General features: G+C 63.9%; 20 protein-coding genes. 15 read left to right on the plus strand and 5 right to left on the minus strand.

What is annotated here, in order from left to right:
• Positions 1-89: 89 nt before the first annotated feature.
• From RB623_RS09710 to RB623_RS09730, 5 genes are all read left to right on the plus strand, one after another.
• Entirely contained in the window at positions 90-1,967 is a 1,878-nt protein-coding gene (locus RB623_RS09710) for an ABC-F family ATP-binding cassette domain-containing protein (RefSeq protein WP_308056589.1), read from the plus strand.
• A gap of 220 nt (positions 1,968-2,187) precedes the next feature.
• A complete protein-coding gene (locus tag RB623_RS09715; protein ID WP_308056590.1) occupies positions 2,188-3,201 on the plus strand; it encodes an ATP-binding cassette domain-containing protein in 1,014 nt (337 codons plus the stop codon).
• The gene (locus tag RB623_RS09720) at positions 3,198-4,004 is read left to right on the plus strand and encodes an ABC transporter permease (protein ID WP_308056591.1); all 807 of its coding nucleotides are present in this window, start codon (positions 3,198-3,200) and stop codon (positions 4,002-4,004) included. Before RB623_RS09715 ends, RB623_RS09720 begins: the two co-directional genes overlap by 4 nt.
• Before the next feature lie 193 nt (positions 4,005-4,197).
• Positions 4,198-5,403, plus strand: a complete 1,206-nt coding sequence (locus tag RB623_RS09725) for a hypothetical protein (protein WP_308056592.1) — start codon at positions 4,198-4,200, stop codon at positions 5,401-5,403.
• 101 nt (positions 5,404-5,504) lie between these two features.
• On the plus strand, positions 5,505-7,628 hold the full coding sequence (locus RB623_RS09730; RefSeq protein ID WP_308056593.1) for a molybdopterin oxidoreductase family protein: 2,124 nt from the start codon (positions 5,505-5,507) through the stop codon (positions 7,626-7,628).
• A 51-nt stretch (positions 7,629-7,679) separates the two neighbouring features.
• Here the strand turns inward: RB623_RS09730 and RB623_RS09735 are convergent, their stop codons facing one another.
• Genes RB623_RS09735 through purM form a run of 4 tightly spaced genes read right to left on the minus strand, consistent with a single transcriptional unit; the run spans position 7,680 to position 11,053 of the window.
• Positions 7,680-8,195 (minus strand): histidine phosphatase family protein, encoded by a 516-nt coding sequence (locus RB623_RS09735; protein ID WP_308056594.1) that lies wholly within the window; start codon positions 8,193-8,195, stop codon positions 7,680-7,682.
• A gap of 5 nt (positions 8,196-8,200) precedes the next feature.
• On the minus strand, positions 8,201-9,235 hold the full coding sequence (locus RB623_RS09740) for a phytanoyl-CoA dioxygenase family protein (RefSeq protein ID WP_308056595.1): 1,035 nt from the start codon (positions 9,233-9,235) through the stop codon (positions 8,201-8,203).
• Positions 9,236-9,281: 46 nt separating this feature from the next.
• Positions 9,282-9,992: a phosphoribosylglycinamide formyltransferase gene (purN, locus tag RB623_RS09745; RefSeq protein ID WP_308056596.1), complete on the minus strand. Its 711-nt coding sequence runs from the start codon at positions 9,990-9,992 to the stop codon at positions 9,282-9,284.
• Positions 9,989-11,053 (minus strand): phosphoribosylformylglycinamidine cyclo-ligase, encoded by a 1,065-nt coding sequence (purM, locus tag RB623_RS09750; RefSeq protein ID WP_308056597.1) that lies wholly within the window; start codon positions 11,051-11,053, stop codon positions 9,989-9,991. Before purM ends, purN begins: the two co-directional genes overlap by 4 nt.
• Positions 11,054-11,860: 807 nt before the next feature.
• Here purM and RB623_RS09755 point away from each other — a divergent pair.
• The 9 genes from RB623_RS09755 to RB623_RS09795 all read left to right on the plus strand — a co-directional run bounded on the left by RB623_RS09755 (position 11,861) and on the right by RB623_RS09795 (position 20,067).
• Positions 11,861-12,418, plus strand: coding sequence for a CDP-alcohol phosphatidyltransferase family protein (locus tag RB623_RS09755; protein ID WP_308056598.1), 558 nt, complete (start codon positions 11,861-11,863; stop codon positions 12,416-12,418).
• Entirely contained in the window at positions 12,390-13,562 is a 1,173-nt protein-coding gene (locus RB623_RS09760) for an AI-2E family transporter (protein ID WP_374121662.1), read from the plus strand. Before RB623_RS09755 ends, RB623_RS09760 begins: the two co-directional genes overlap by 29 nt.
• Positions 13,563-13,622: 60 nt before the next feature.
• A complete protein-coding gene (gene hdaA, locus RB623_RS09765) occupies positions 13,623-14,315 on the plus strand; it encodes a DnaA regulatory inactivator HdaA (protein ID WP_308056601.1) in 693 nt (230 codons plus the stop codon).
• Between the two features lie 402 nt (positions 14,316-14,717).
• The gene (locus RB623_RS09770) at positions 14,718-15,659 is read left to right on the plus strand and encodes a sugar ABC transporter substrate-binding protein (RefSeq protein WP_308056602.1); all 942 of its coding nucleotides are present in this window, start codon (positions 14,718-14,720) and stop codon (positions 15,657-15,659) included.
• A 134-nt stretch (positions 15,660-15,793) separates the two neighbouring features.
• Positions 15,794-16,867 (plus strand): ABC transporter permease, encoded by a 1,074-nt coding sequence (locus RB623_RS09775; protein ID WP_308056603.1) that lies wholly within the window; start codon positions 15,794-15,796, stop codon positions 16,865-16,867.
• A gap of 41 nt (positions 16,868-16,908) precedes the next feature.
• Positions 16,909-17,685 carry an ATP-binding cassette domain-containing protein gene (locus RB623_RS09780; RefSeq protein WP_308056604.1) on the plus strand — a complete coding sequence of 259 codons (777 nt, stop codon included), beginning with the start codon at positions 16,909-16,911 and terminating at the stop codon, positions 17,683-17,685.
• 212 nt (positions 17,686-17,897) lie between these two features.
• Entirely contained in the window at positions 17,898-18,887 is a 990-nt protein-coding gene (iolG, locus tag RB623_RS09785) for an inositol 2-dehydrogenase (protein ID WP_308056605.1), read from the plus strand.
• Between the two features lie 83 nt (positions 18,888-18,970).
• On the plus strand, positions 18,971-19,765 hold the full coding sequence (locus RB623_RS09790) for an SDR family oxidoreductase (protein ID WP_308056606.1): 795 nt from the start codon (positions 18,971-18,973) through the stop codon (positions 19,763-19,765).
• A gap of 47 nt (positions 19,766-19,812) precedes the next feature.
• Complete coding sequence (locus RB623_RS09795; RefSeq protein ID WP_308056607.1) at positions 19,813-20,067, plus strand: GIY-YIG nuclease family protein; 255 nt, start codon at positions 19,813-19,815, stop codon at positions 20,065-20,067.
• Positions 20,068-20,226: 159 nt separating this feature from the next.
• Here the strand turns inward: RB623_RS09795 and RB623_RS09800 are convergent, their stop codons facing one another.
• Entirely contained in the window at positions 20,227-21,336 is a 1,110-nt protein-coding gene (locus tag RB623_RS09800; protein ID WP_308056608.1) for a Gfo/Idh/MocA family oxidoreductase, read from the minus strand.
• Between the two features lie 138 nt (positions 21,337-21,474).
• On the opposite strand from RB623_RS09800, the gene RB623_RS09805 reads away from it, so the two are divergent.
• The gene (locus RB623_RS09805) at positions 21,475-22,353 is read left to right on the plus strand and encodes a MurR/RpiR family transcriptional regulator (protein WP_308056609.1); all 879 of its coding nucleotides are present in this window, start codon (positions 21,475-21,477) and stop codon (positions 22,351-22,353) included.
• Positions 22,354-22,405 lie beyond the last annotated feature (52 nt).

The raw sequence follows: 22,405 nt of genomic DNA on the forward strand, positions 1-22,405 counted from the left end.
ATAGATCGCTACGAATATACACATCGCGGCTTGCGCATTCAACTTCGGTCCTTGATCTTGCGGGCCGTGTCCGCCACAAGCGCGCTGCCATGCTGACCATAAACGACCTTTCGCTCCGCATCGCCGGGCGCCTGCTTCTCGACCATGCCACCCTGTCGCTGCCCGAGGGAGCCAAGGCCGGGCTGGTCGGCCGCAACGGCACCGGCAAGACCACGCTGTTCCGCGCCATCACCGGCGATCTTTCCAGCGAGACGGGTTCGATCTCGTTGCCGAAGAACACACGCATCGGCCAGGTGGCGCAGGAGGCGCCCGGCACCGAGGAGCCGCTGATCGACATCGTGATGGCCGCCGACACCGAGCGGGCGGCGCTGCTTGAGGAGGAGAAGACGGCGACCGATCCGGGCCGCATCGCCGAGATCCACATCAGGCTTGCCGACATCGACGCGCATTCGGCGGAAGCGCGCGCCGCGACCATCCTTGCCGGTCTCGGCTTCGATTCCGAGGCGCAAAGGCGGCCGGCGTCGTCCTTTTCGGGCGGCTGGCGCATGCGCGTGGCGCTTGCGGCGGTGCTGTTCGCGCAGCCGGACCTTCTGCTGCTCGACGAGCCGACCAACTATCTCGACCTTGAAGGCACGCTCTGGCTGGAAAACTATGTCTCGAAATACCCGCATACGGTGCTGCTGATCAGCCACGACCGCGACCTTCTCAACCGGGCGGTCAACTCCATAGTCCACCTCGACCAGAAGAAACTGACCTTCTGGCGCGGCGGCTACGACCAGTTCGAGCGCCAGCGCTCGGAGCAATTGGAGTTGCAGGAAAAGAGCCGGATCAAGCAGGAGGCGCAGCGCAAGCACCTGCAGTCCTTCGTCGACCGTTTCCGCGCCAAGGCCTCGAAGGCCCGGCAGGCGCAGTCGCGCATCAAGGCGCTGGAGAAGATGAAGCCGATCGCCGCCGTGCTCGACGATACGGTGCGGCCGTTCAGCTTTCCCGAGCCGGTGAAGACGGTCGCCTCGCCTATCGTCGCGCTGTCGGGCGTCAATGTCGGCTATCAGCCGGGGCAGCCGATCCTGAAGAAGCTCAACCTGCGTATCGACAACGACGACCGCATCGCGCTGCTGGGTGCCAACGGCAATGGCAAGTCGACCTTTGCAAAACTGCTTGCGGGCCGACTGAAGGCCGAGACCGGCACGATGACGGTTGCGCCGGGGCTGAAAGTGTCGATCTTCGCCCAGCACCAGCTCGACGATTTGCGGCCGGAGGAGAACGCCTACGAGCATGTGCGCCGCATGATGCCGGAGGCGCCGGAATCGAAGGTGCGGGCGCGCGTCGCCCAGTTCGGCCTGACCACCGAGAAGATGAACACGCCGGCGAAGGATCTTTCCGGCGGCGAGAAAGCGCGGCTCTTGATGGGGCTGTCGGCCTTCGACGGGCCGAACCTGTTCATCTTCGACGAGCCCACCAACCACCTCGACATCGACTCCAGAGAGGCGCTGATGCTGGCGCTGAACGATTTTCCGGGCGCTGTCATCCTGATTTCCCACGACCGCCACCTGATCGAGGCGACGGCCGACCGACTTTGGCTGGTGAAGGACGGTTCGGTTGCTCCGTTCGACGGCGACATGGCGGATTACCGCCAGGTCGTCACCGGCGTCTCGACCGACCGGCGCGAGAAACGCGAGGCCGACAAGGCATCGAAGGCCGACCGCCGCCGCGAGGCCGCCGCGCGCCGTGCCGCCGCCGAACCGTTGGCCAAGGAGATCCGCGCAACCGAGGCGCTGATGGACCGGCTGCGCAAGCGCATCGACCAGCTCGAGGACCGGCTCGCCGACCCGACGGTCTACGAAAAGGATCCGACGACCGCCACCCAGCTCGCCAAGGAGCGCTCGCAGCTTGGCGCTCAACTCTCTCAGCAGGAGGAACGCTGGCTGGAGATGTCGGCGGAGTATGAGGAGGCGATCGCCGAGTAGGGAGGCAGAGCCCCGCATCCCGTTTGCTTGTCGACCGGCAGGAACGCAAAGCCGCAACGCCAGGCGGAATTGCGATCCCCATCTCGCAACTACAAATGTCGCGAATTGTCAGGAGAGGTTTTTGCGGAAGCTGCCTGGCAGCCGCAAAGCTGGTATAGGCGTCGGCTCGCTTGGCAAGCCAAGCTGAAAAAACCTCTTTGCTCCCCAGGGATCGATCGCGATGAACGATGCTTCCTCTGCAAGGACCCTCAGCTATGTCACCGAGGCCGTGCCCTTGGCCATTGCCGCGCACGGCATGAAAAAAGCCTTCGGCGACGTGCGTGCGGTCGATGGAATCGACCTGGAGGTGCCGCGCGGCATCATCTTTGCCATTCTGGGTCCCAATGGCGCTGGCAAGACCACGCTGATGCGCATGCTCGCCACCCTTGCCCGTCCCGACGCCGGCTCCGCCACCATCATGGGGCACGATCTCGTTCAGGCACCGCACAAGGTCCGCGAGGTCATTGCCATGACCGGCCAGTTCGCCTCGCTCGACGAAGACCTGACCGGCCGGGAAAATCTCATGCTGCTCGCCCGGCTCTGGGGTTTTCGCGGCCGCGCCGCGAAAGCCAGGGCCGACGATCTGCTGGCTACGTTCGGCTTGTCCGACGCGGCCACCAAGCAGGTGAAGGATTATTCCGGCGGCATGCGGCGACGGCTGGACATCGCCGCCTCGCTGGTGGTGACGCCGGACGTGCTGTTCCTCGACGAGCCGACCACCGGCCTCGATCCGAAAGCCCGCAAGGACGTCTGGGCGATGATCCGCGGGCTTGCCGATTCCGGCGTCACCATCCTGCTCACGACGCAATATCTGGAAGAAGCCGATCAGCTAGCGGCGCGCATCGCCGTCATAGATCACGGTAAAAAGATCGCCGAGGGCACCAGCCGCGAGTTGAAGGCGGCCACCGGCTCCGGCGTGCTGCATGTCGCGCTTGCCGATCCGGCGCATCTCGACCGGGCCGCTGCCATTCTCGAAAGCCGGCTGGGGCATACGGTCCAGCGCAGCACCGAGGGCGCCGAGCTGTCGATACTCGCCGGGACGGCAAAGGCCGCCAACGAGGCTGTCGCCGTGCTGGTCGCCGAAGGCATCGAGCCTTCGGACTTTTCCATGGGCCAGCCGAGCCTTGACGAGGTGTTTTTCGCCTTGACCGGCCAGCCGGGCTCGGGTGAGAGCCAGAAGGACGAAAGCCGATGAGCGAAACGATCGTCTTGCGGCGCCCGCAGAAGGTCGCCCGCCCGGCCCGACCCTCCGCCATTTCCAATGCACTCGTCTTCGGCTGGCGCGCGGTGCTGAAATTCAAGCACGTGCCGGAGCAGCTTTTCGATCTGGTGATGACGCCGATCATGTTCACGCTGCTGTTCACCTTCGTCTTCGGCGGCGCGCTTGCCGGCTCGCCCGGCGATTATCTGCAGTTCTTCCTGCCCGGCATCCTCGTGCAGACCGTTGTCTTCAACTCGGTCTATTCGGGCATGGGCCTGTCGACCGACCTCGGAAAAGGCCTGTTCGACCGTTTCCGCTCGCTGCCGATCTGGTCGCTCTCGCCCTTTGCCGGCCTGATGGTCGGCGATGTGCTCCGCCATCTGATCGCCGGGTCGATCATCCTCGGCATCGGCCTGATCCTCGGCTACCGGCCGCAGGAAGGTTTTTTCGGCGTGGTTGCAGCCTTCGCGCTGCTGATCGCCATCGGCTTCGGCGTCGGCTGGATTTTTATCGTGCTCGGCCTTTTGATCCGCACGCCGATGACGGTGATGACCATCGGCTTCACCTTCATCTTCCCGCTGGTCTTCGCCTCCAACATCATGGTCGACCCGGGCACCATGCCCGGCTGGCTGCGCGCCTTCGTCGACGTCAATCCGGTGTCGTCGATGACCACGGCCCTGCGCGGGCTGATGGACGGCGGCGCGACTCTTGGCCAGATCGGTCTGGCACTGGTCGCACCCATAGTGCTGACTGCGATCCTGGCCCCGACCACCGTGTGGCTGTATTTGAGGCGGTGAGGGAGCGGCGCTGGCACTGTGCTTCAAGTAAGGGGGCAATCGCCGGAAATTTAGGCTCCGTAGGCGGACTAAATTGAGAAGTGGAGTCAATATGCTCTGCGGACAGAAGTGATGCTTTGCATTCCGACCACAACCCCACGTATCGTGAGGCGAATCAACTTCTCACACTGCTGCAAAAGGGCCGTCGCCTCCCATGCCGCTCCTATCCATCTGGCAATCCAATCCTGAGGCGATTGATCAATTCACAATCGAGCAGGTCGTATCCTCCGCGGGAGATGGGAACCTTCGGGATGGTTCCGTCTGCTCGTCAGAGTTAGTGACATTTTTCTCAGAGGTTCCTTCGGAAAAGCTGGCCAAATATGTCCAACACTGCCTAGGTTCAAAATTTGAAAAGGGAGGGATGGTTCTCCAAGATTTGGTCAATGAGCTTGGCCGACGCCTCGACTATGAGGTGGCCAATGGTCGCTATCAAGGTACATCAAATTCCATTGGATTCGACGGTCTATGGAAGTCACCCGAAGGAAGAACCGTCGTTGTTGAGGTGAAAACTAGCGACGCCTACCGTATCTCATTGGATACGCTCTCTGAGTATCGACAGAAATTAATCTCTTCTGCGGTAATTTCCGAAAATTCATCTATTTTGATAGTGGTTGGTCGTCAGGATACCGGTGAGCTCGAAGCTCAGATAAGAGGTTCACGTCATGCATGGGACATTCGCCTGATAAGCGCCGAAGCGCTGATCAAGCTTGTGACCTTGAAGGAAGACTCCGACGAGCCGGAAACGGGTAGCAAGATACGGAGCGTGTTGACGCCAGTCGAGTACACCAGACTCGATGGCCTGGTTGACGTGATGTTCACGACGGCAAAGGACATAGAGCAAGATCTAGCGGCGGAGGTCGCAACCGATTCAAAGGTTGAAATAAGAGAGGAAACGCGGACTGAATCAGCCTCTATCACTCATGGAATGACAGACAGCCGCCAGTTGCAGATCAAGCGGGACGCGATTGTGGCGGCGATGTCGTCCCACCTTGGTGATCCGTTGGTCAAGAAGAGCCGTGCTCTCTACCAAAGCGCAAATCATGAAAAACGAATCGCCTGCACGATATCCAAGAGATATGCAGCCGGCTCAACATATTGGTATGCCTACCACCCGAAGTGGGATGCCTTTCTGAAGGATGGAGTTGAGGGATTCTTTGTTCTCGGTTGTATGGATTTAGACCTAGCGTTTGCACTGCCGAGAAATGCGGTAGCCGAAATCCTAGATGATCTGCATGTGTCGGAAACGGCTTCCGGGATGTACTGGCATATTCACATCACAGAGCGCGGCAAGTCGAGATACGAGCTGGTTATTCCAAGGAAGCAGAACATAGATCTCAAACGATTTGAGGTTAGCTTGTGAAGCTTTTTGTCTGACTGGGTGCGTAGCAGTGGTCCAGCCATCCAGTCCGAACAAGTGACTGGCTCTACACCTGCGTTGCAAAACCGGCTAGACACGCGGCCATGAACCAGCACGCCAGCATCGCGCAAGCCAAACTCCGCATCGGCCATTCGGCCTGTCCGCACGACTGCCCGTCGACCTGCGCGCTCGACGTCGAATTGCTCGACGAGCGCACGATCGGCCGCATCCACGGCGCCAAGGCAAACACCTACACGGCCGGCGTGATCTGCGCGAAGGTCGCGCGCTACGCCGACCGCGTCCACCATCCGGACCGCCTGTTGAAGCCCTTGGTGCGCGCCGGCGCAAAGGGCGATGGCATCTGGAAGGAGGCGAACTGGGAATCCGCGCTCGATCTCGTCGCCGAAAAATTCGTCGCGGCGGAAGAGAAATACGGCAGCGAGACGGTCTGGCCGTACTATTATGCCGGCACAATGGGCCTGGTGCAGCGCGACGGCATCCATCGGCTGCGGCACGCAAAAAGATATTCCGGCTTTTTCGGCTCCATCTGCACCAATCTCGCCTGGACCGGCTGGATGATGGGCGCCGGAAAACTCGCCGGGCCGGATCCGCGCGAGATGGCGAAGTCCGATTGCGTGGTGATCTGGGGCACCAATGCGGTGGTCACGCAGGTCAACGTGATGACCCACGCGGTGCGCGCCCGCAAGGAGCGCGGCGCCAAGATCGTGGTGATCGACATCTACGACAACGCCACCATGAAGCAGGCCGACATGGGCCTGGTGCTGAAGCCCGGCACCGACGGGGCACTGGCCTGCGCGGTCATGCACGTGCTGTTCCGGGACGGACTGGCCGACCGCGCCTATCTCGAAAAATACACCGACGATCCGAAGGGGTTTGAAGCGCATCTGGCCGACAAGACGCCGGAATGGGCGGCTGACATCACCGGTCTCTCCGTGGCAGAGATCGAGGCCTTCGCGCGACTCGTCGGCACCACCAAACGCACCTTCTTCCGGCTCGGCTACGGGTTTTCGCGCCAGCGCAACGGCGCGGTCAACATGCATGCAGCGCTGTCGATTGCCGCGGTGACCGGCTGCTGGCAATACGAAGGCGGCGGCGCCTTCCACTCCAACTCCGGCATTTTGAAACTCAACACCGATCTCGTCGAGGGCACGAGGCTGCGCGATCCGAACATCCGCTATCTCGACCATTCCCGCATCGGGCCGGTGCTGACCGGCGCGCCGGACGCGCTGTTCGGCGGGCCGCCGGTGACGGCGATGCTGATCCAGAACACCAATCCGGCCAACGTCGCGCCGGAGCAGCGGCTGGTGAAACAGGGCTTTTTGCGTGACGACCTGTTCACCTGCGTGCACGAGCAGTTCATGACCGACACGGCAAAACTCGCCGACGTCGTGCTGCCGGCGACGATGTTCCTGGAACACGACGACATCTACAAGGGCGGCGGCAACCAGCACATCACGCTCGGCCCGAAACTGATCGATCCGCCGGAAGGGCCGCGCTCCAACCATTTCGTTATCGAGGAACTGGCGAAACGCCTCGGCGTCGCCGACCGGCCGGGCTTCGGCCTGACCGAGCGTGAGCACATCGACATCATGCTGGACAAGAAGGGTCTTGGAACCTTCGAGACCTTCAAGGAACAGCGTTGGGCCGACCTGCAGCCGGAGTTCGAACAGGCGCATTTCATTAGCGGGTTCGGCCACCCGGATGGGAAATATCGCTTTCGTCCTGATTGGACCGGCACGCCAGCGCCCAACCGCCCGCCGAAGAGCATGGGTATCTTCGGTCCGCACCAGCGGCTGCCGGAATTCCCGGACCATGTCGACCTGATCGAGGTGGCCGATGACGAGCACCCGTTCCGGCTGGCGACCTCGCCGGCGCGCAATTTCCTGAACTCCAGCTTCACCGAGACGCCGGTCTCGATCGCCAGGGAAATCCGCCCGCAACTCTTGATCCATCCCGACGATGCAGCGTCGCTTGGGCTGGACGAGGGTGCTCGAGTAGAGATCGGCAATCCGCGCGGCGAGGTGGTGCTGCACGCAAAGCTCTTCGACGGCGTCAGGCGCGGCGTGGTGATCGCCGAAGGCGTATGGCCGAACAGTGCGCATGAGCGCGGCGAGGGCATCAACGTGTTGACCGGCGCCGACGCGCCGGCGCCTTATGGTGGTGCTGCGGTTCATGACAACAAGGTGTGGGTACGGGCGGCGGCGTGAGCCCGCTGACCGATCGGCGATTCGGCGCGAAACCTGCCGTCCGGCGGTCATTCAGCGAAAATCCTTAGGCCTCAGGAAATGCGTGAGCCGCGCCGCGCCGGGGCCGAGTTGGTCCCATCTGCCGGCGAAGACGAAACGGACAAGCCCCGCGGTCGGGAATTTTTCGCGCAGGCGGGTCAGCGCTCCGGATTCGGAATCGGCGGACGCAAGCAATCCGGAAAAATCCTCCAGCGCGGGATTGTGCCCGAGCACCAGCAGGGTATCGGCTGCCTTGGGCGCCTTGCGGATCTCCGTCAGCAGCCCATCGGCCGAGGCTTCATAGATGCCTTCCGCGAAACCGGGCTTCGGCGGATCGGGCAGTTCAGCGGCCACGAGGTCCCACGTCTGGCGTGTCCGCAGCGCCGGCGACACCATTGCGGCGTCGGGCAGCCAGCCGCGCCAGACCAGTTCGCGCGCCATTCGCGGCGCTGCCTGGATGCCGCGCGGCGCGAGCGGCCGATCGAAGTCGGCGAGCCCGGCGTCCTCCCAGCTCGACTTGGCGTGACGGAGGAGGAGCAGCGTTTTCATGGCGCTCAGCTTTGCGCGCGCTGCCACGGGTTGACGCGTCCCGCCGCCTTCCAGATGCGGCGGCCCAGGCCGAGGCAAACGAGCATGTCCTCCAGCCACCAGCCGATCAGAACCTTGCGGCCGCGCACGAGGGGAATCCATGCGGTGTCGAGGAAGGTCAGCGGATTGAAGGGGTTCGGCCGCATCGACGCATAGATTTCCACCCTTGTGGACGATCTGGCGGACAAGCCTCTGGCATGCAGTCCAAATGTGTCGGCGACGACGAGCGTGTTGCCCGGTACGGCGAAGACGTGACGGGGCGGCAGGTGCAGATGCCGCAGTTCGGCGTCGGTAACGCGGAAGGCCCCACCCTTCAGCGCGCCTTCCGAAGAAAGCACGCTGCGCCTCTTGTGCCATGCCTGCCGGCGTTCGGTCGGAAGATGCGAACCGGGAACATAGGTGAACGGCCCCTGATCCGGCGCGACGTCTTCCAGGAACAGCCACGCCTTCATCGTCGGATGAAACGTGTCCGTGTGCAGCCGAGTCTGGGGATCGGAGCTTGAGCCACCGCTCGCGGCTTCGCCGAAGATCGTCTGGACACAGACGATCGGCTCGGCATCGAAGCCGCCGACATAACGGGTGAGGCCGGACCATTCCGGCGAGGCCAGAAACTGCCGCAGGGCGGGCATGTCGGCGAGAAGGTCGGGCGTTACCCCGATGCGGCGGGTGACGGCAGCGCCTTCCTTCATCTCGCGGGCCGGCGCGGACAAGCTACGAAGTTCGGCCAGTAGCGCGGCATGATCGGGCGCGGCAAGCGCATCGCGGATTTCGACAAAACCGTTGGCGGCGAACTCGTCCCTGTGCCGGTCGGAAACCAGCTTCTCCAGTCGCTTCCTTCGATGCCTCGTCACGGCGTGGGCGAGGCGCAAGCGCCATACGTGCAGGCCCCGGCGGTTCAGCGACACACTGCCGAGATAGGGGTCGCGGAATGATTTGTAGCCCGAGAACAGGCGCAGGGCGGAGACAGGCAGGAGCAGATATCGCAGTGGATTTCCGGTCATCGCGACCGCGGTCCGTTTCCCGTCGATCCGACGCCTCCGTCCCGCCTCATGGTGTGATGCGCGCCAAATGCTCGAGATCGTAGTCGGTCTGGAGCGGCTCCGGCGCGAAGAGGGTGCCGGAGCGGTTGGCATTGGCGTCCTCGAAACCCGAAAAGACGACGTCGACGCCTTCCATGCGGGCCTTGTCCTCGGCGACCAGCCGCAGCGCCAGTGGGTAGAGACGGTGCTCTGCCTTCAGCACGCGCGCAGCGAGCTTTTCTTCCGTGTCCCCGACCGGCACCGGCACCGCAGCCTGCGCGATGATCGGCCCGTCGTCCATCTGCGGCGTCACGAAATGCACGGTACAGCCGTGGATGCGCACGCCGGCCTCGATTGCGCGGCGATGCGTGTCGAGGCCCTTGAACAGCGGTAGCAGGGCAGGGTGGATGTTGATCATCCGTCCTGACCATTCGGCGACGAAGGCGTCGGTCAGCAGCCGCATATAGCCGGCGAGGCAGACGATCTCGGCACCGAACACATGCAGCGTCGCGTCGATCGCCTGGTCGTGCGCTTCCTTGCTGTCGAAATCGACGCGCGGGAGCACTTTGGTGACAATGCCGGCTGCATCGGCATAGGCCAGACCGGGGGCATCCGCCCTGTCGGAGACGACGCCGACGATCTCGGCGGGAAAATCCTGCTCCCTGGCCGCAGTGATCAGCGCGGCCATGTTCGAGCCGCGACCCGAAATCAGGATCGAAACGCGCTTCTTGACGATCATAGGGCAAGTGTCCCGCGATAGATCACGCCCGCGTCGCGGCGCGGCACGATGCGGCCGATCGGCGCCACCGTCTCGCCGGCCTCCTGCAGCACCGCGGCCACCTGGGCCGCCTGTCCCGCCGCGACCACGGCGATCATGCCGACGCCGCAATTGAAGGTGCGCATCATTTCTTCCGGCGCGACGCCGCCGGTGCGCGCCAGCCACGAGAAGACCGGGGGGACGTCGATCGATTCGAGATCGATCTCGGCGGAAAAATCCTTGGGCAAAACGCGCGGGATGTTGTCGGGAAAACCGCCGCCGGTGATATGCGCCAGCGCCTTGATGCCGTGGGTGCCGCGGATCGCCTGCAAGAGCGGTTTCACATAGATGCGGGTCGGCTCCAGCAGGGCTTCGCCCAGGCTCAGGCCGTCGGCGAAAGGAGCGGGGTCATTCCAGCCGAGGCCGGACAGTTCGACGATCTTGCGCGTCAGCGAAAAACCGTTGGAATGCAGGCCCGAGGAGGCGAGGCCGAGAATGACGTCGCCTTCGACGATGTCGTCGGTCGGCAGGAGCTGGCCGCGCTCGGCCGCGCCGACGGCAAAACCGGCGAGGTCGTAGTCGTTGCCGTGATACATGCCCGGCATCTCGGCGGTCTCGCCGCCGATCAGCGCGCAGCCGGCGATGCGGCAGCCCTTGGCGATGCCGCCGACGATGGCCACGCCCTGCTCGACATCGAGCTTGCCCGTAGCGAAATAGTCGAGGAACAGCAGCGGCTCGGCGCCCTGCACGACGATGTCGTTGACGCACATGGCAACCAGATCGATGCCGATCGTGTCGTGCCGGGCGGAATCGATGGCGATCTTGAGTTTTGTTCCGACGCCGTCATTGGCGGCGACCAGCACCGGGTCGGAGAAACCCGCGGCCTTCAGATCGAACAGGCCGCCGAAGCCGCCAATCTCGCCGTCGGCGCCGGCGCGGCGGGTGGCACGCACCAGCGGCTTGATGCGCTCCACCATCTCGTTGCCGGCGTCGATGTCGACGCCCGCCTTGGCATAGGTGAGCCCGTTCTTCTGCCCGCTCATCGCTTGGTTCCGGCTGCTCGCATACCCGGCTCTTTGCATGATCCTATCTTGCCCGCAAGCAGAACGCGACGATCGGTGCTGCAGCCTTGCGCGGGAACGGTCCCTTCCGTGCAGCCTTCCCCGTTGCCACGCCCGCTTTCGCGTCTGGCCATTGGGAAGTTCGGGAAGACGGGCGGCCGCAGGGTCGCTCATCTAGGTATATATGCGACCTTGCGGCCGCCCGTCCGGCGATTTTGGGCTCTGTCCCGTCCTGCTTCGCGACAGCTCCGGCTCCGGCTTTCGCCTCGGCTGGCCGTGCTTAAGCGCGTCGTCCAGCGCACACCGCACGTAGTTGCGGAGGGAGGACCTTCGGACAAAGCCTCCCCGGGCGCGGGTTACGTCTTCCCGCACCGGAGGCGCCGGTTCCTCCCCGCCTTCACACCGTCATGATCGGCGTTCCCGCAGGAGAAACTGGCAGCAAGTATGCGCGTGGTTTTGGGGAGGGGGACGGCCGGCGCGATTTTTTGGCGAAGGCGGTTTCGTCGGACATTCGCCTGCGCACGATTTCAATGGGTTGGCGAACGGCAAGACGGCCCCCGGCAGAAAAATTTCTTCGCCTTGGCCTATTTGCCATCCCCTTTTTCGAGCGGTTTGCTCGGCCTTGACCGCCGGCGCCGCCCCTCATCGCCCTGCTGGGCACTTCTCCCCGTAAGAACGGAGAAAAAGGACGCAGTGGCCGCGCAGCGCGTCGTGCCAACACGGGGCTTGCGGCGCGCTTCGGCCTCGACCATTTATCGTCGACAAGAACACGACTGGAGGAAGCGGCGCTTGACCGTCCCCAACCTGATCACGATCATGCGCTTCCTGCTGGTGCCCGGCGTGGTCTACGCGCTGCTTTCTGGGCGGATGGACTGGGCGCTCGCCGGCTTTGTCGTCGCCGGCGTATCCGATGGGGTCGACGGCTTCATCGCCCGCCATTTCAACCAGCGCACCGAACTCGGCGCCTATCTCGATCCGATGGCCGACAAGCTGCTCCTGGTCAGCGTCTTCATCGTGCTCGGCATCATGGGCAATTTGCCGCTGTGGCTTGTGATCGCCGCCGTCACCCGCGACGCGCTCATCGTCACCGCGGTGCTGCTGTCCTCGATCATGGCGCGGCCGGTCGAGATGAAGCCGCTGATGGTGTCCAAGGTCAACACCACCTTCCAGATCGTGCTCGCCATATCGGTGCTGGGGGAACTGGCCTTCAGGACGGACTTCGGCTGGTTCAGCGACGGCCTGATCTACCTCTGCGGGCTCTTGACCGTGGCTTCCGCCGCAGCCTATCTCGTTGCCTGGCTGAGGCACATGAACGGTTATGGCGAAAGCACCACTGCAAACCGCTGAGGTCGTCAGCGCGGACACGCCCGGCATGGCGCTCCGCCGACAGTTGCGCTTCTGGCTGATCGCCGCGCTGCTTCTGGCGTTTTTCCTCTATCTGTTCAGCGAAATCCTGCTGCCCTTCGTGGCCGGCATGGCACTCGCCTATTTCCTCGATCCCGTCGCCGACCGGCTGCAAAAGCTCGGCCTGTCGCGCATCATGGCGACGATCCTGATCCTGATCGGCTTCATCCTCGTTCTGGTGATCGGCCTGGTGATCCTGATCCCGCTGCTGGCGTCGCAGCTTTCGGACTTCATCGCCAAGATGCCGGACTATCTGAGCCGCCTGCAGGGGCTGATCACCAGCTTCGATCCGCAGTGGATCGAACGGCGTTTTGGCGTCAACGCGGAGGATCTGCGCGAAGGGCTGAACTCGCTGCTGGCCTCGGGCGTCGGTTTCGTGACGGCGATCTTCAGCTCGATCTGGAGTTCGGGCGTGGCGCTGTTCAGCATCGCCAGCCTGTTCATCGTCACGCCCGTGGTGGCGTTCTACATGCTGCTCGACTGGGACCGCATGGTCGCGAGGGTGGACAGTTGGGTGCCGCGCGACCACGTCCACACCGTTCGGCAGATCGCCACCGACATCAACATCGCGACCGCGGGCTTCGTGCGCGGGCAGGGCACGCTCTGCCTGGTGCTCGGCATCATCTATGCGGCCGGGCTGACGCTGACGGGCCTGAATTTCGGCATCCTGATCGGCCTGTTCGCCGGGCTGATCAGCTTCATCCCCTATGTCGGTTCGCTGGTCGGGCTGGTGCTGGCGCTGGGCGTCGCCTTCGTGCAGTTCTGGCCGGACTGGCTGATGGTGCTGGCCGTGGCGGTGGTGTTTTTCGTCGGCCAGTTCATCGAGGGCAACATCCTGCAGCCGAGGCTGGTGGGAAAAAGTGTCGGCCTGCATCCGGTGTGGCTGATGTTTGCGCTGTTCGCCTTCGGCGCGCTGTTCGGCTTCGTCGGCCTGCTGATCGCCGTGCCGGCGGCGGCGGCGATCGCCGTGCTGGTGCGCTTCGCCATCTCGCGCTATCTCGATTCGCCGCTTTATGTCGGCCATTCGCAGGATGCCGCCATCAAGGCGCGGAAGCCCGCGGCTGGCAAGGCGGACAAGGCGGACTGACCTTGGCCGCGGAACTCCACTCAGCCCCGGCCGGCGCTGTCGCCTTGGCGGCGTAGCGCCATGCGCAAGCCGGAGCCGCCTCGCCAACTTCCGCTCGACCTCGGCCACGCGCCGGGCCTGTCGCGCGACGATCTCATCGTGTCGGCCGCCAACCGGGACGCCGCCGCCCTCATCGAGCGTTGGCCCGACTGGCCGTCGCCGGTGGTGGTGCTCGCCGGCCCGCCGGGATCGGGCAAATCGCATCTGGCGGAGGTCTGGCGGGAGATGTCGGGTGCGGAGTCGCTTTCGGCAGGCAAGCTGGATGCCGGTGCATCGGGCTGGACCGGCCTGGCCTATCTGGTCGAGGACGCCGATGCGCCGGGGTTGGACCAGACGGGGCTGTTCCATCTGATCAACGCGATGCGCGCCGGCGGAGGACACCTGCTGCTGACAGCGCGGCGTTTCGCGCCGGCCTGGGGCATCGCGCTGCCGGATCTCGCCTCGCGACTGAAGGCCGCGACGACCGTCGAGATCCATGAACCGGACGATCTGCTGCTGGCCGGCGTGATCACGAAACTCTTCGCAGACCGGCAGGTCGAGGTGGAGGCGAATGTCGTGCAGTTCCTGGTGCGGCGGATCGAGCGCTCGCTCTCGGCGGCGATCCAGATCGTCGACCGGCTCGACCGCACCGCGCTGGAGCGCAAGGCGCGGATCACCCGCGCCATGGCCGCCGAACTGACGGCCGAGATCGAGCAGAAACGCTTCGAGTTCTGAACCGGGCAGTTGCGCCACCCGCGCCAACCGGCACGGCCAAGCCGGGGCAGCGCATTGGGCGGACGCTGTCGAGCGCGCATCGACGCGTGCAAGCCCGCCGCATTCGGTTTCACGGCAAAGATTCATGCGGCAGCGCTGAGCTCTCCGGCGGATTTGCTCCCGGGGGCTCCGCGCCGCGTCGGGTTGCCGAAATCGCTCTTGACGCCTTCTCGATTTTTGGAATAAATATTTCAAAATAATATTGGTTCGGCTTGAACGTTCTGAAAATCGGCCGAACCGCAGGGACCCGACACGCGGGCGTAAAACCGAGTCGGGACGGAGGAACGGGCCAGCGGCGGCGACGCCGGGGCTTCCGGACGGCAACGGGGTGCATCCGGACACCCTATCGCGGAGGAGACGACAGTGAGGAAATTGCTTTTGAGCGCGGCCGTGTCCGCGCTGATGACGAGCGCCGCCATGGCGGAGAATATCGGCGTCTCGATGGCGCTGTTCGACGACAATTTTCTGACCGTGCTGCGCAACGGCATGGTCGAATACGGCAAGACCCTCGACGGCGTGAACCTGCAGGTCGAGGACGCGCAGAACGACGTCGCCAAGCAGCTCGACCAGATCAAGAATTTTATCGCCTCGGGCGTCGACGCCATCATCGTCAACCCGGTCGACACCTCGGCCACGCAGGCGATGTCGGATGCGGCGGCGGCGGCCAAAGTGCCGCTGGTCTATGTCAACCGCGAGCCGATCAATGTCGATACGCTGCCCGACAACCAGGCCTTCGTCGCCTCGAACGAGCAGGAGTCCGGCACGCTGGAGACGCAGGAGGTCTGCCGCCTGTTCAAGGAGGCCGGCAAGACCGAGGCGCATGTCTATGTAATCATGGGTGAATTGTCGAACCAGGCGGCCGTCATGCGCACCAAGGACATCGACGACGTGATCGCCACGCCCGAGTGTTCGTTCATCAAGATCATCGACAAGCAGACCTCCAACTGGCGACGCGACGAGGCGCAGAACCTGATGACCAACTGGCTGTCGACCGGCACCAAGTTCGACGGCGTGATCGCCAACAATGACGAGAGCGCCATCGGCGCCATCCAGGCGATGAAGGCGGCGGGCATCGACATGAAGTCGGTGGTCGTCGGCGGTGTCGACGCCACGCAGGACGCGCTGGCGGCGATGCAGGCGGGCGATCTCGACGCGACCGTGTTCCAGGACGCGGCCGGCCAGGGCAAGGGGTCGGTGGACGCCGCCCTCAAGCTCGCCAAGGGCGAGGCCGTCGACCAGAAGGTCTACATTCCGTTCCAGCTCGTCACGCCGGCCAATATCGGCGACTTTTTGAAGAAGAACTGAGCGGATAGGCTGACCGAAAACCGGGGCGGCGTCCGCGCCGCTCCACGGGGCTGGGCGCGACGGGCCGCCTCGCAGCCGCCCGGCGGCGCCCGGAGCGGCGACGCCGCCGACGCAGGCAAGACCAGGAGGACAAGATGGCGGAAACCAGCCGTGGGATCGGCGGCCTTGCCTTCGACGCGTCGAAGCGGGCCCGCCCACCGGAGCTGAACGTGCTGATCGCGCTGATCGCGATCGTCGCCGCGTTCGAACTGCTCGGGCGCCTGCTGATCGGCGACAGTTTCCTCTTCAACACCCGCGACAATGTCGACGGCATCTTCAACCAGCAGCGGCTGGAGATCATCATCCTGCAGGTTTCGATCGTCGGCATCATCGCCATCGGCGTGACGCAGGTGATCATCAGCGGCGGCATCGACCTGTCGTCGGGTTCGGTCGTCGGCGCCACGGCGATGATTTCCATGAGTTTCGCCCAGGTGGCGCTGGTCAACGGCCAGCCCAATCCGAAGGGCGTCTTCCTCGAGCAGGGGTGGGTTGACCTGCCGGTGATCGTGCCGGTTCTTGTGGGATTGGCGTGCGGCCTCGTCGCCGGGCTGATAAACGGGGCGCTGGTGGCCTATACGAAAATCCCGCCTTTCATCGCCACGCTCGGCATGATGGTGACGGCGCGCGGCGTCGCCAGGTGGTGGTCGAAGGGCCAGCCGATCTCGTTTCCGACCGAATCCTTCGCGGCGATCGGCAAGGGGCTCATGCCGGTCGTGATCTTCGTGACGCTGGCTGTCCTGTTCATGGTGATCCTGCGCTACACGCGCTACGGCAAATATTGCTACGCGATCGGCTCCAACGAGCAGGCGGCGCGCATCTCCGGCATCAATGTCGAGCACCACAAGATCCTGGTCTATTCCATCGCCGGCGTGCTCGCCGCGGTGGCCGCGCTGGTGCTGTCCTCGAAAAACCTGACGGCGCAGGCCGGCATGGGCGTCATGTACGAACTCGACGCCATCGCCATGGCGGTGATCGGCGGCACCTCGCTCTCCGGCGGGCGCGGTTCGATCGTCGGCACGATGCTGGGCGCACTGATCTTCGGCGTCATCATCTCGGGCTTCACCTTCCTGAGGATCGACGCCTATTACCAGGAGATGATCAAGGGCGTGATCATCGTCGCGGCCGTCGTGCTCGACGTCTACCGGCAACGGGTCAGGAGCCGCGGCTGAGCGAACGCCGGCCGCGCGGCGAACCAAACGAGGAAACGGCCATGACCGAAAAAATCATCCTCAGGACCGAGGGCCTCACCAAGCACTATGGGGGCGTCAAGGCGCTCGAGGACGCCGATTTCGAACTGCGTGACGGCGAGCACGTCGCCATCGTCGGCGACAATGGCGCCGGCAAGTCGACCTTCGTGCGCCAGATCACCGGGGTGGAATCGCCGACCTCCGGAAAGATCCATTTCGACGGGCGAGAGGTCGAGTTCAAGAGCCCGCTCGACTCCCGCGACGTCGGCATCGAGACCGTGTTCCAGAATCTGGCGCTGGCCGACGATCTCGACGTGCCCTCCAACCTGTTCCTCGGGCGCGAAAAGATCTACTTCAACCTCGGCCCGTTCAGCTTCCTCAACGAGCGGCTGATGCACACCCGCGCGCTGGAGGCGCTGAAGACGACCGGCGTCAAGATCCCGGACCTGAAGAGCAAGATCCGCTACATGTCGGGCGGCCAGCGGCAATGCGTGGCGATCAGCCGGGCGGCGAGTTTTGCCTCCAAGCTGATCATCATGGACGAACCGACGGCGGCACTCGGCGTGCAGGAGACGGCGCAGGTCGAAAACATCATCCGTACGCTGAAGCAGCGCGGCATTCCGCTGATCCTGATCAGCCACAATCTCAGGCAGGTGTTCGACCTGGTCGACCGCATCTGGGTGTTCCGGCGCGGCCGTATCGTCGGCGTGGTCGACAAGGACAAGACCACCGGCAACGAGATCGTGGCGATGATCACCGGCGTGAAGTCCGGGGTCGGCGACGAGGCGACGTTCGCTTAGGGTCTGAGCGCCCGTCTCGAAACATGTGAGGGCGGGCTGCAAATGCGAATTTCTGCGCTTCCAGTGCTCACGTACCTGCATGTACGCTGCGCTCCGGTTCTCGAAATCCGCATTTTCGCCTCGCCCTGACGTGTTTCGAGACGGGCTCTGAGAGCCCAGGAAAGATTCAACCGTTGGGGCCGCTGCGGCCCCGCTTTTCGGAGTGACGCTATATGGCTACTCGTTTCGGTCTTCTGGGCGCCGGCCGCATCGGCAAAGTCCACGCAAGAGCCATCGGCTCCAACTCGTCGGCGAAACTGGTCGCGGTCGCCGACGCCTTCGAAAAGCCGGCGACGGATATTGCGCAGGCCTATGGCTGCGAGGTGCGCAGCATCGACGAGATCGAGAAGGCCAAGGACATCGACGCGGTGGTGATCTGCACGCCGACCGACACCCATGCCGACCTGATCGAGCGCTTTGCTCGCGCCGGCAAGGCGATCTTCTGCGAAAAGCCGATCCATCTCGACGTCGAGCGTGTCGAGAAGTGCCTTGAGGTGGTCAACAAGACGGGGGCCACGCTGATGGTCGGCTTCAACCGCCGCTTCGACCCGCATTTCGCCGCCGTGCGCAAGGCGATCGACGACGGCGCCATCGGCAAGGTCGAGCAGGTGGTGATCACCTCGCGCGATCCCGGCCCGCCGCCGCTCGACTATATCGGCCGTTCCGGTGGCATCTTTCGCGACATGACCATCCACGATTTCGACATGGCGCGTTTCCTGCTCGGTGAGGAGCCGGTGACGGTTATGGCGACGGCCTCCGTGCTGGTCGACAAAAAGATCGGCGAGGCCGGCGATTTCGACAGCGTCAGCGTGCTGCTGACGACCGCAAGCGGCAAGCAGTGCGTGATCAGCAATTCGCGCCGCGCCACCTATGGCTACGACCAGCGCATCGAGGTGCATGGTTCGGAGGGCATGGTCGCGGCGGAGAACCAGCGGCCCGTGTCGATCGAACTTGCCAACGGCAAGGGCTACACGAAACCGCCCTTGCACGATTTCTTCATGACCCGCTACATCGACGCCTACGCCAACGAGATCGCTACGTTCATCGAGGCGGCGAGCAAGGGCAAGGCGGCCTCGCCGAGCGGCCAGGACGGGCTAATGGCGCTGAAGCTGGCCGACGCGGCGCTGAAGTCGGCCAGGGAAGGCAGGGCCGTCAAGGTTTAAGGGCAGGCCGGGTTAGGCAACAAAAGTTCGACGAGCCGCGCCTGCTCGGCAAGGGCAAGGCGGTTTGTATTTTGAAGGAAGGGATGGATATGGACGAGGGACGCAACAGCGGCACGCGGGCGATCGTCACCGGCGGCGCGCAGGGGGTTGGCTTCGCGGTCGCCAACCGGCTGGTCGACGAGGGCTGCCGGGCGGTGGCGCTGGTCGGGCGCTCGAAGGAGAAAGGCAAGGCGGCGGTCGCGGCACTGAAGCAGAAGGGCGCCGACGCGATCTTCATCAGCGCCGATCTGTCCGACGCCGCCGCCAGCGGCCATGTCATGGCCGAGGGGCTCGGGCATTTCGGCAGCCTCAACGCGCTGGTCAACGCCGCCGCCACCTCGGCGCGCGGCTCGCTGATCGATACGACGCCGGAACTCTTCGACCAGATATTCCACACCAATGTGCGCGGGCCGTTCTTCCTGATGCAGCGGCTGGTGCGCCACCTGCTGGAAGCCGAGAAGCCGGGCTCGATCGTCAACGTGCTGTCGATGTCGGCGCATGCCGGGCAGTCGTTCCTCGCGCCCTATTCGGCGAGCAAGGGCGCGCTGGCGGTGCTGACCAAGAACGCCGCCAACGCCTATCGCAAGAACCGAATCCGCGTGAACGCCGTGCTGCCCGGCTGGATGGACACGCCCGGCGAGACGGTCGTGCAGCAGAAATGGCACGACGCGCCGGCCGACTGGCTGGAGAAGGCGGAGGCCACCCAGCCGATGGGGCAACTGGCCAAACCCGACCAGCTTGCCGGACTGATCGCCTACATGGTCAGTCCGCATTCCGGCATCATGACCGGCTCGCTGGTCGACTATGACCAGAATGTCGCCGGGGTGGTGGGGGAGTAGAAGCGGTTTCCGGCCTGATGTGAGATATTCCGTGCTAAGCTTCGTCAATGGGCAGACGGGGCTTTGTCTACATCCTGGCATCGCAAAAGAACGGAACGCTTTACACCGGCGTCACTTCCGATCTTGCTGGCCGCCTTCTCCAGCATCGGACCGGAACCGGCTCGAAGTTCGCAGCGCGATACGGAGTCACGCGCCTGGTATGGTTCGAGGAACATGCCTGGGTGATTGACGCCATCAAGCGCGAGAAGGCCATCAAGAAATGGCCGCGCCATGCCTCGGACTCGACGCTACAGAGCCGATGAAGAACAAGGCTCCAAACCAAAACGATAACCCATGGTCTCCTGCGACGTGTCCAATCGTGGAACAACGAGAGCGCCGCCTCGCACCTTCCACCCCTCGGACGATGGCCGGGAACAGCCGCCTATGCGAGGGCCCCATCGCAAGCGGGGAGAATGACGATTTCAGCGCACGTCGACCCAGGCCGATTTGGCAAAGGAGTCGGCCATGGCGTGCACGGTCCGCTCGATCTCAAAACCCTCGTCGAAATCGATGATGTGCGCCGGCTTGCCCTCGAGTTTTGAGATCAGCTCGCGGCATTCGATGATCTTGAGGTCGTTGAAACCGAGGCCGTGGCCGGGGGCGGGAATGAAGCGGTCGTATGGCTTGTGGTGCGGCGCGATCAGGATGGTGCGATAACCCTGCTCGGTGGCGCGGTCGGACGTCACATAGAGCTGGAGTTCGTTGAAGCGCTCCTGGTCGAAGACGATCGAGCCTTTGGAGCCGAAGATCTGCACGGCGATGCGGCCCTTGCGGCCCCAGGCCGAGCGGTTGACCAGCAGCGTGCCGGCGATGCCGTTTTCCAGCCGCATCAGCACGCTGGCGATGTCGTAGGTCTCGACGGCTCGGCGCCCGCCGCCGGCCACCTGGCGGTCAGCGTAGGGTTTTGCCATGTCGCACATGACGCGCGACACGCGGCCGAACAGTTTCGAGATCAGCGACAGCGGATGCACGGCGAAATCGTCGAGCGCGCCGTAGCCGGATGCCGCCTCGTGTTTCCAGAAGAACAGGGCGTCTGGATCGGCCATGAAGTCTTCGTCCATCTCGATGCGCACGAGATTGACGTCGCCGATGATCTTTTCGTCGAGCAACTGGCGGATGTGGCGGAAGGCGGGGCTCTGGATGTAGTTGTAGCCGAGCACCGCCACTTTGCGGGATTGGCGGGCAGCTTCCGTCATGGCCTGCGATTCGGCCAGCGCGGGGGCCATTGGCTTCTCGCACCAGACATGTTTTCCCGCCTGCAGCGCGGCGATCGCCATTTCGGGGTGGAACTGGTTAGGTGAGGTCACCGACACGATGTCGACCTCGGGGTCGTTCACTACAGCGCGCCAGTCGCCGGAGGCTTTTTCGAAACCGAATTCGCGGCCCTTTCGCTGCGCCAATTCGTCATTGGCCTCGCCGAGATGGACGAGCTTTATCCGCGGCACGTCACCGAATACGGTGCCGACCGAATTCCACGCAAGCGCGTGACACTTGCCCATGAAACCCGTACCGATCAGCCCGACGCCTATCATCTGCCCATCTCCGATAAGGACTGCCGGTTTTTGCGGCAATTTTGTACGAACTAGTCGATTTTTTATTGAAATGGAACGGCTATTTCATTTTATTGGGCAAGCTGTGCCTGATCGCCCGATGGAAGGAAGCCGGCGCGCATGAACGACACTCAGGAAATTGCGGCGGAAGAGCCGCCGCGGGACTATGACGGGCTGCGCGCGCTCATCCTGGAGCGCCGGCAGTCGCTGCCCAAGCGAATCGCGCAGGTGGCGGCCTATGCGCTCGACAACCCCGACGAGATCGCCTTCGGTACGGCGGCAAGCATCGCGACCTCGGCCGGCGTGCAGCCCTCGACGCTGATCCGTTTCGCCCAGCATCTCGGCTTTGCCGGTTTCACCAGCCTGCAATCGGTGTTCCGCGAGCGGCTGCGCGAGCGAAACTCCTCCTATGAGGAGCGGCTGAGCGGCCTGCGTGCGGACGGAGGGGACGGCGGCAGCCGCAAGATCCTGGAAGGTTTTCTGACGGCGTCCGAAAACTCGCTGGCGACCATGGCGCGCACGCTCGACGAGGAGGTGCTGAACCGGGCGATCGCCATGCTGGCGCAAGCCGAGACGATCTACATACTGGCGCGCCGCCGCTCCTATCCGGTGGCCAGCTACATCGCCTATGCGCTGGGCAAGCTGAAGGTCCGCAGCCAGATCGTCGAATCGCCGTCGGGCCTGAACCCGGAAGTCATCTCCTTCGCAACCGCCGGGGATGCCGCGCTGGCCATCAGTTTTTCGCCCTACGCCCCAGGCACGATCGAGGAAGCGCGGGTGCTGTCGGAGCAGGGGGTGCCGATGGTCGCCATCACCGACAGTGCTTTCTCGCCGCTGGCGCAGTTTGCCGACGTCTGGTTCGAGGTGGCGGAGGCGGATTTCGGCGGGTTCCGGTCGCTCTCGGCGACGATGGCGCTGTCGATGGCGCTGTCGGTCGGCGTGGCTGAAAAACGCCGGTCGCTGTCGCGGCGGGGGAAAAGAGCGGCCGAGGCCAAATAGGGAATATACATTCCATATTGACTAAGCGATAGAACTAATGTTTCATGATGTC

This window comes from Mesorhizobium sp. LHD-90 (assembly GCF_030929505.1).
Classification (GTDB): Bacteria; Pseudomonadota; Alphaproteobacteria; order Rhizobiales; family Rhizobiaceae; genus Kumtagia.

Coding starts and splice junctions, on each gene's coding strand:
- iolG (WP_308056605.1), top strand. CDS start 17,898: ATGGCTACTCGTTTCGGTCTTCTGGGCGCCGGCCGCATCGGCAAAGTC.
- RB623_RS09760 (WP_374121662.1), top strand. CDS start 12,390: ATGGCGAAAGCACCACTGCAAACCGCTGAGGTCGTCAGCGCGGACACG.
- purN (WP_308056596.1), bottom strand. CDS start 9,992: ATGATCGTCAAGAAGCGCGTTTCGATCCTGATTTCGGGTCGCGGCTCG.
- RB623_RS09730 (WP_308056593.1), top strand. CDS start 5,505: ATGAACCAGCACGCCAGCATCGCGCAAGCCAAACTCCGCATCGGCCAT.
- RB623_RS09795 (WP_308056607.1), top strand. CDS start 19,813: ATGGGCAGACGGGGCTTTGTCTACATCCTGGCATCGCAAAAGAACGGA.
- RB623_RS09805 (WP_308056609.1), top strand. CDS start 21,475: ATGAACGACACTCAGGAAATTGCGGCGGAAGAGCCGCCGCGGGACTAT.
- RB623_RS09790 (WP_308056606.1), top strand. CDS start 18,971: ATGGATATGGACGAGGGACGCAACAGCGGCACGCGGGCGATCGTCACC.
- RB623_RS09710 (WP_308056589.1), top strand. CDS start 90: ATGCTGACCATAAACGACCTTTCGCTCCGCATCGCCGGGCGCCTGCTT.
- RB623_RS09800 (WP_308056608.1), bottom strand. CDS start 21,336: ATGATAGGCGTCGGGCTGATCGGTACGGGTTTCATGGGCAAGTGTCAC.
- purM (WP_308056597.1), bottom strand. CDS start 11,053: ATGAGCGGGCAGAAGAACGGGCTCACCTATGCCAAGGCGGGCGTCGAC.
- RB623_RS09725 (WP_308056592.1), top strand. CDS start 4,198: ATGCCGCTCCTATCCATCTGGCAATCCAATCCTGAGGCGATTGATCAA.
- hdaA (WP_308056601.1), top strand. CDS start 13,623: ATGCGCAAGCCGGAGCCGCCTCGCCAACTTCCGCTCGACCTCGGCCAC.
- RB623_RS09715 (WP_308056590.1), top strand. CDS start 2,188: ATGAACGATGCTTCCTCTGCAAGGACCCTCAGCTATGTCACCGAGGCC.
- RB623_RS09720 (WP_308056591.1), top strand. CDS start 3,198: ATGAGCGAAACGATCGTCTTGCGGCGCCCGCAGAAGGTCGCCCGCCCG.
- RB623_RS09775 (WP_308056603.1), top strand. CDS start 15,794: ATGGCGGAAACCAGCCGTGGGATCGGCGGCCTTGCCTTCGACGCGTCG.
- RB623_RS09735 (WP_308056594.1), bottom strand. CDS start 8,195: ATGAAAACGCTGCTCCTCCTCCGTCACGCCAAGTCGAGCTGGGAGGAC.
- RB623_RS09780 (WP_308056604.1), top strand. CDS start 16,909: ATGACCGAAAAAATCATCCTCAGGACCGAGGGCCTCACCAAGCACTAT.
- RB623_RS09740 (WP_308056595.1), bottom strand. CDS start 9,235: ATGACCGGAAATCCACTGCGATATCTGCTCCTGCCTGTCTCCGCCCTG.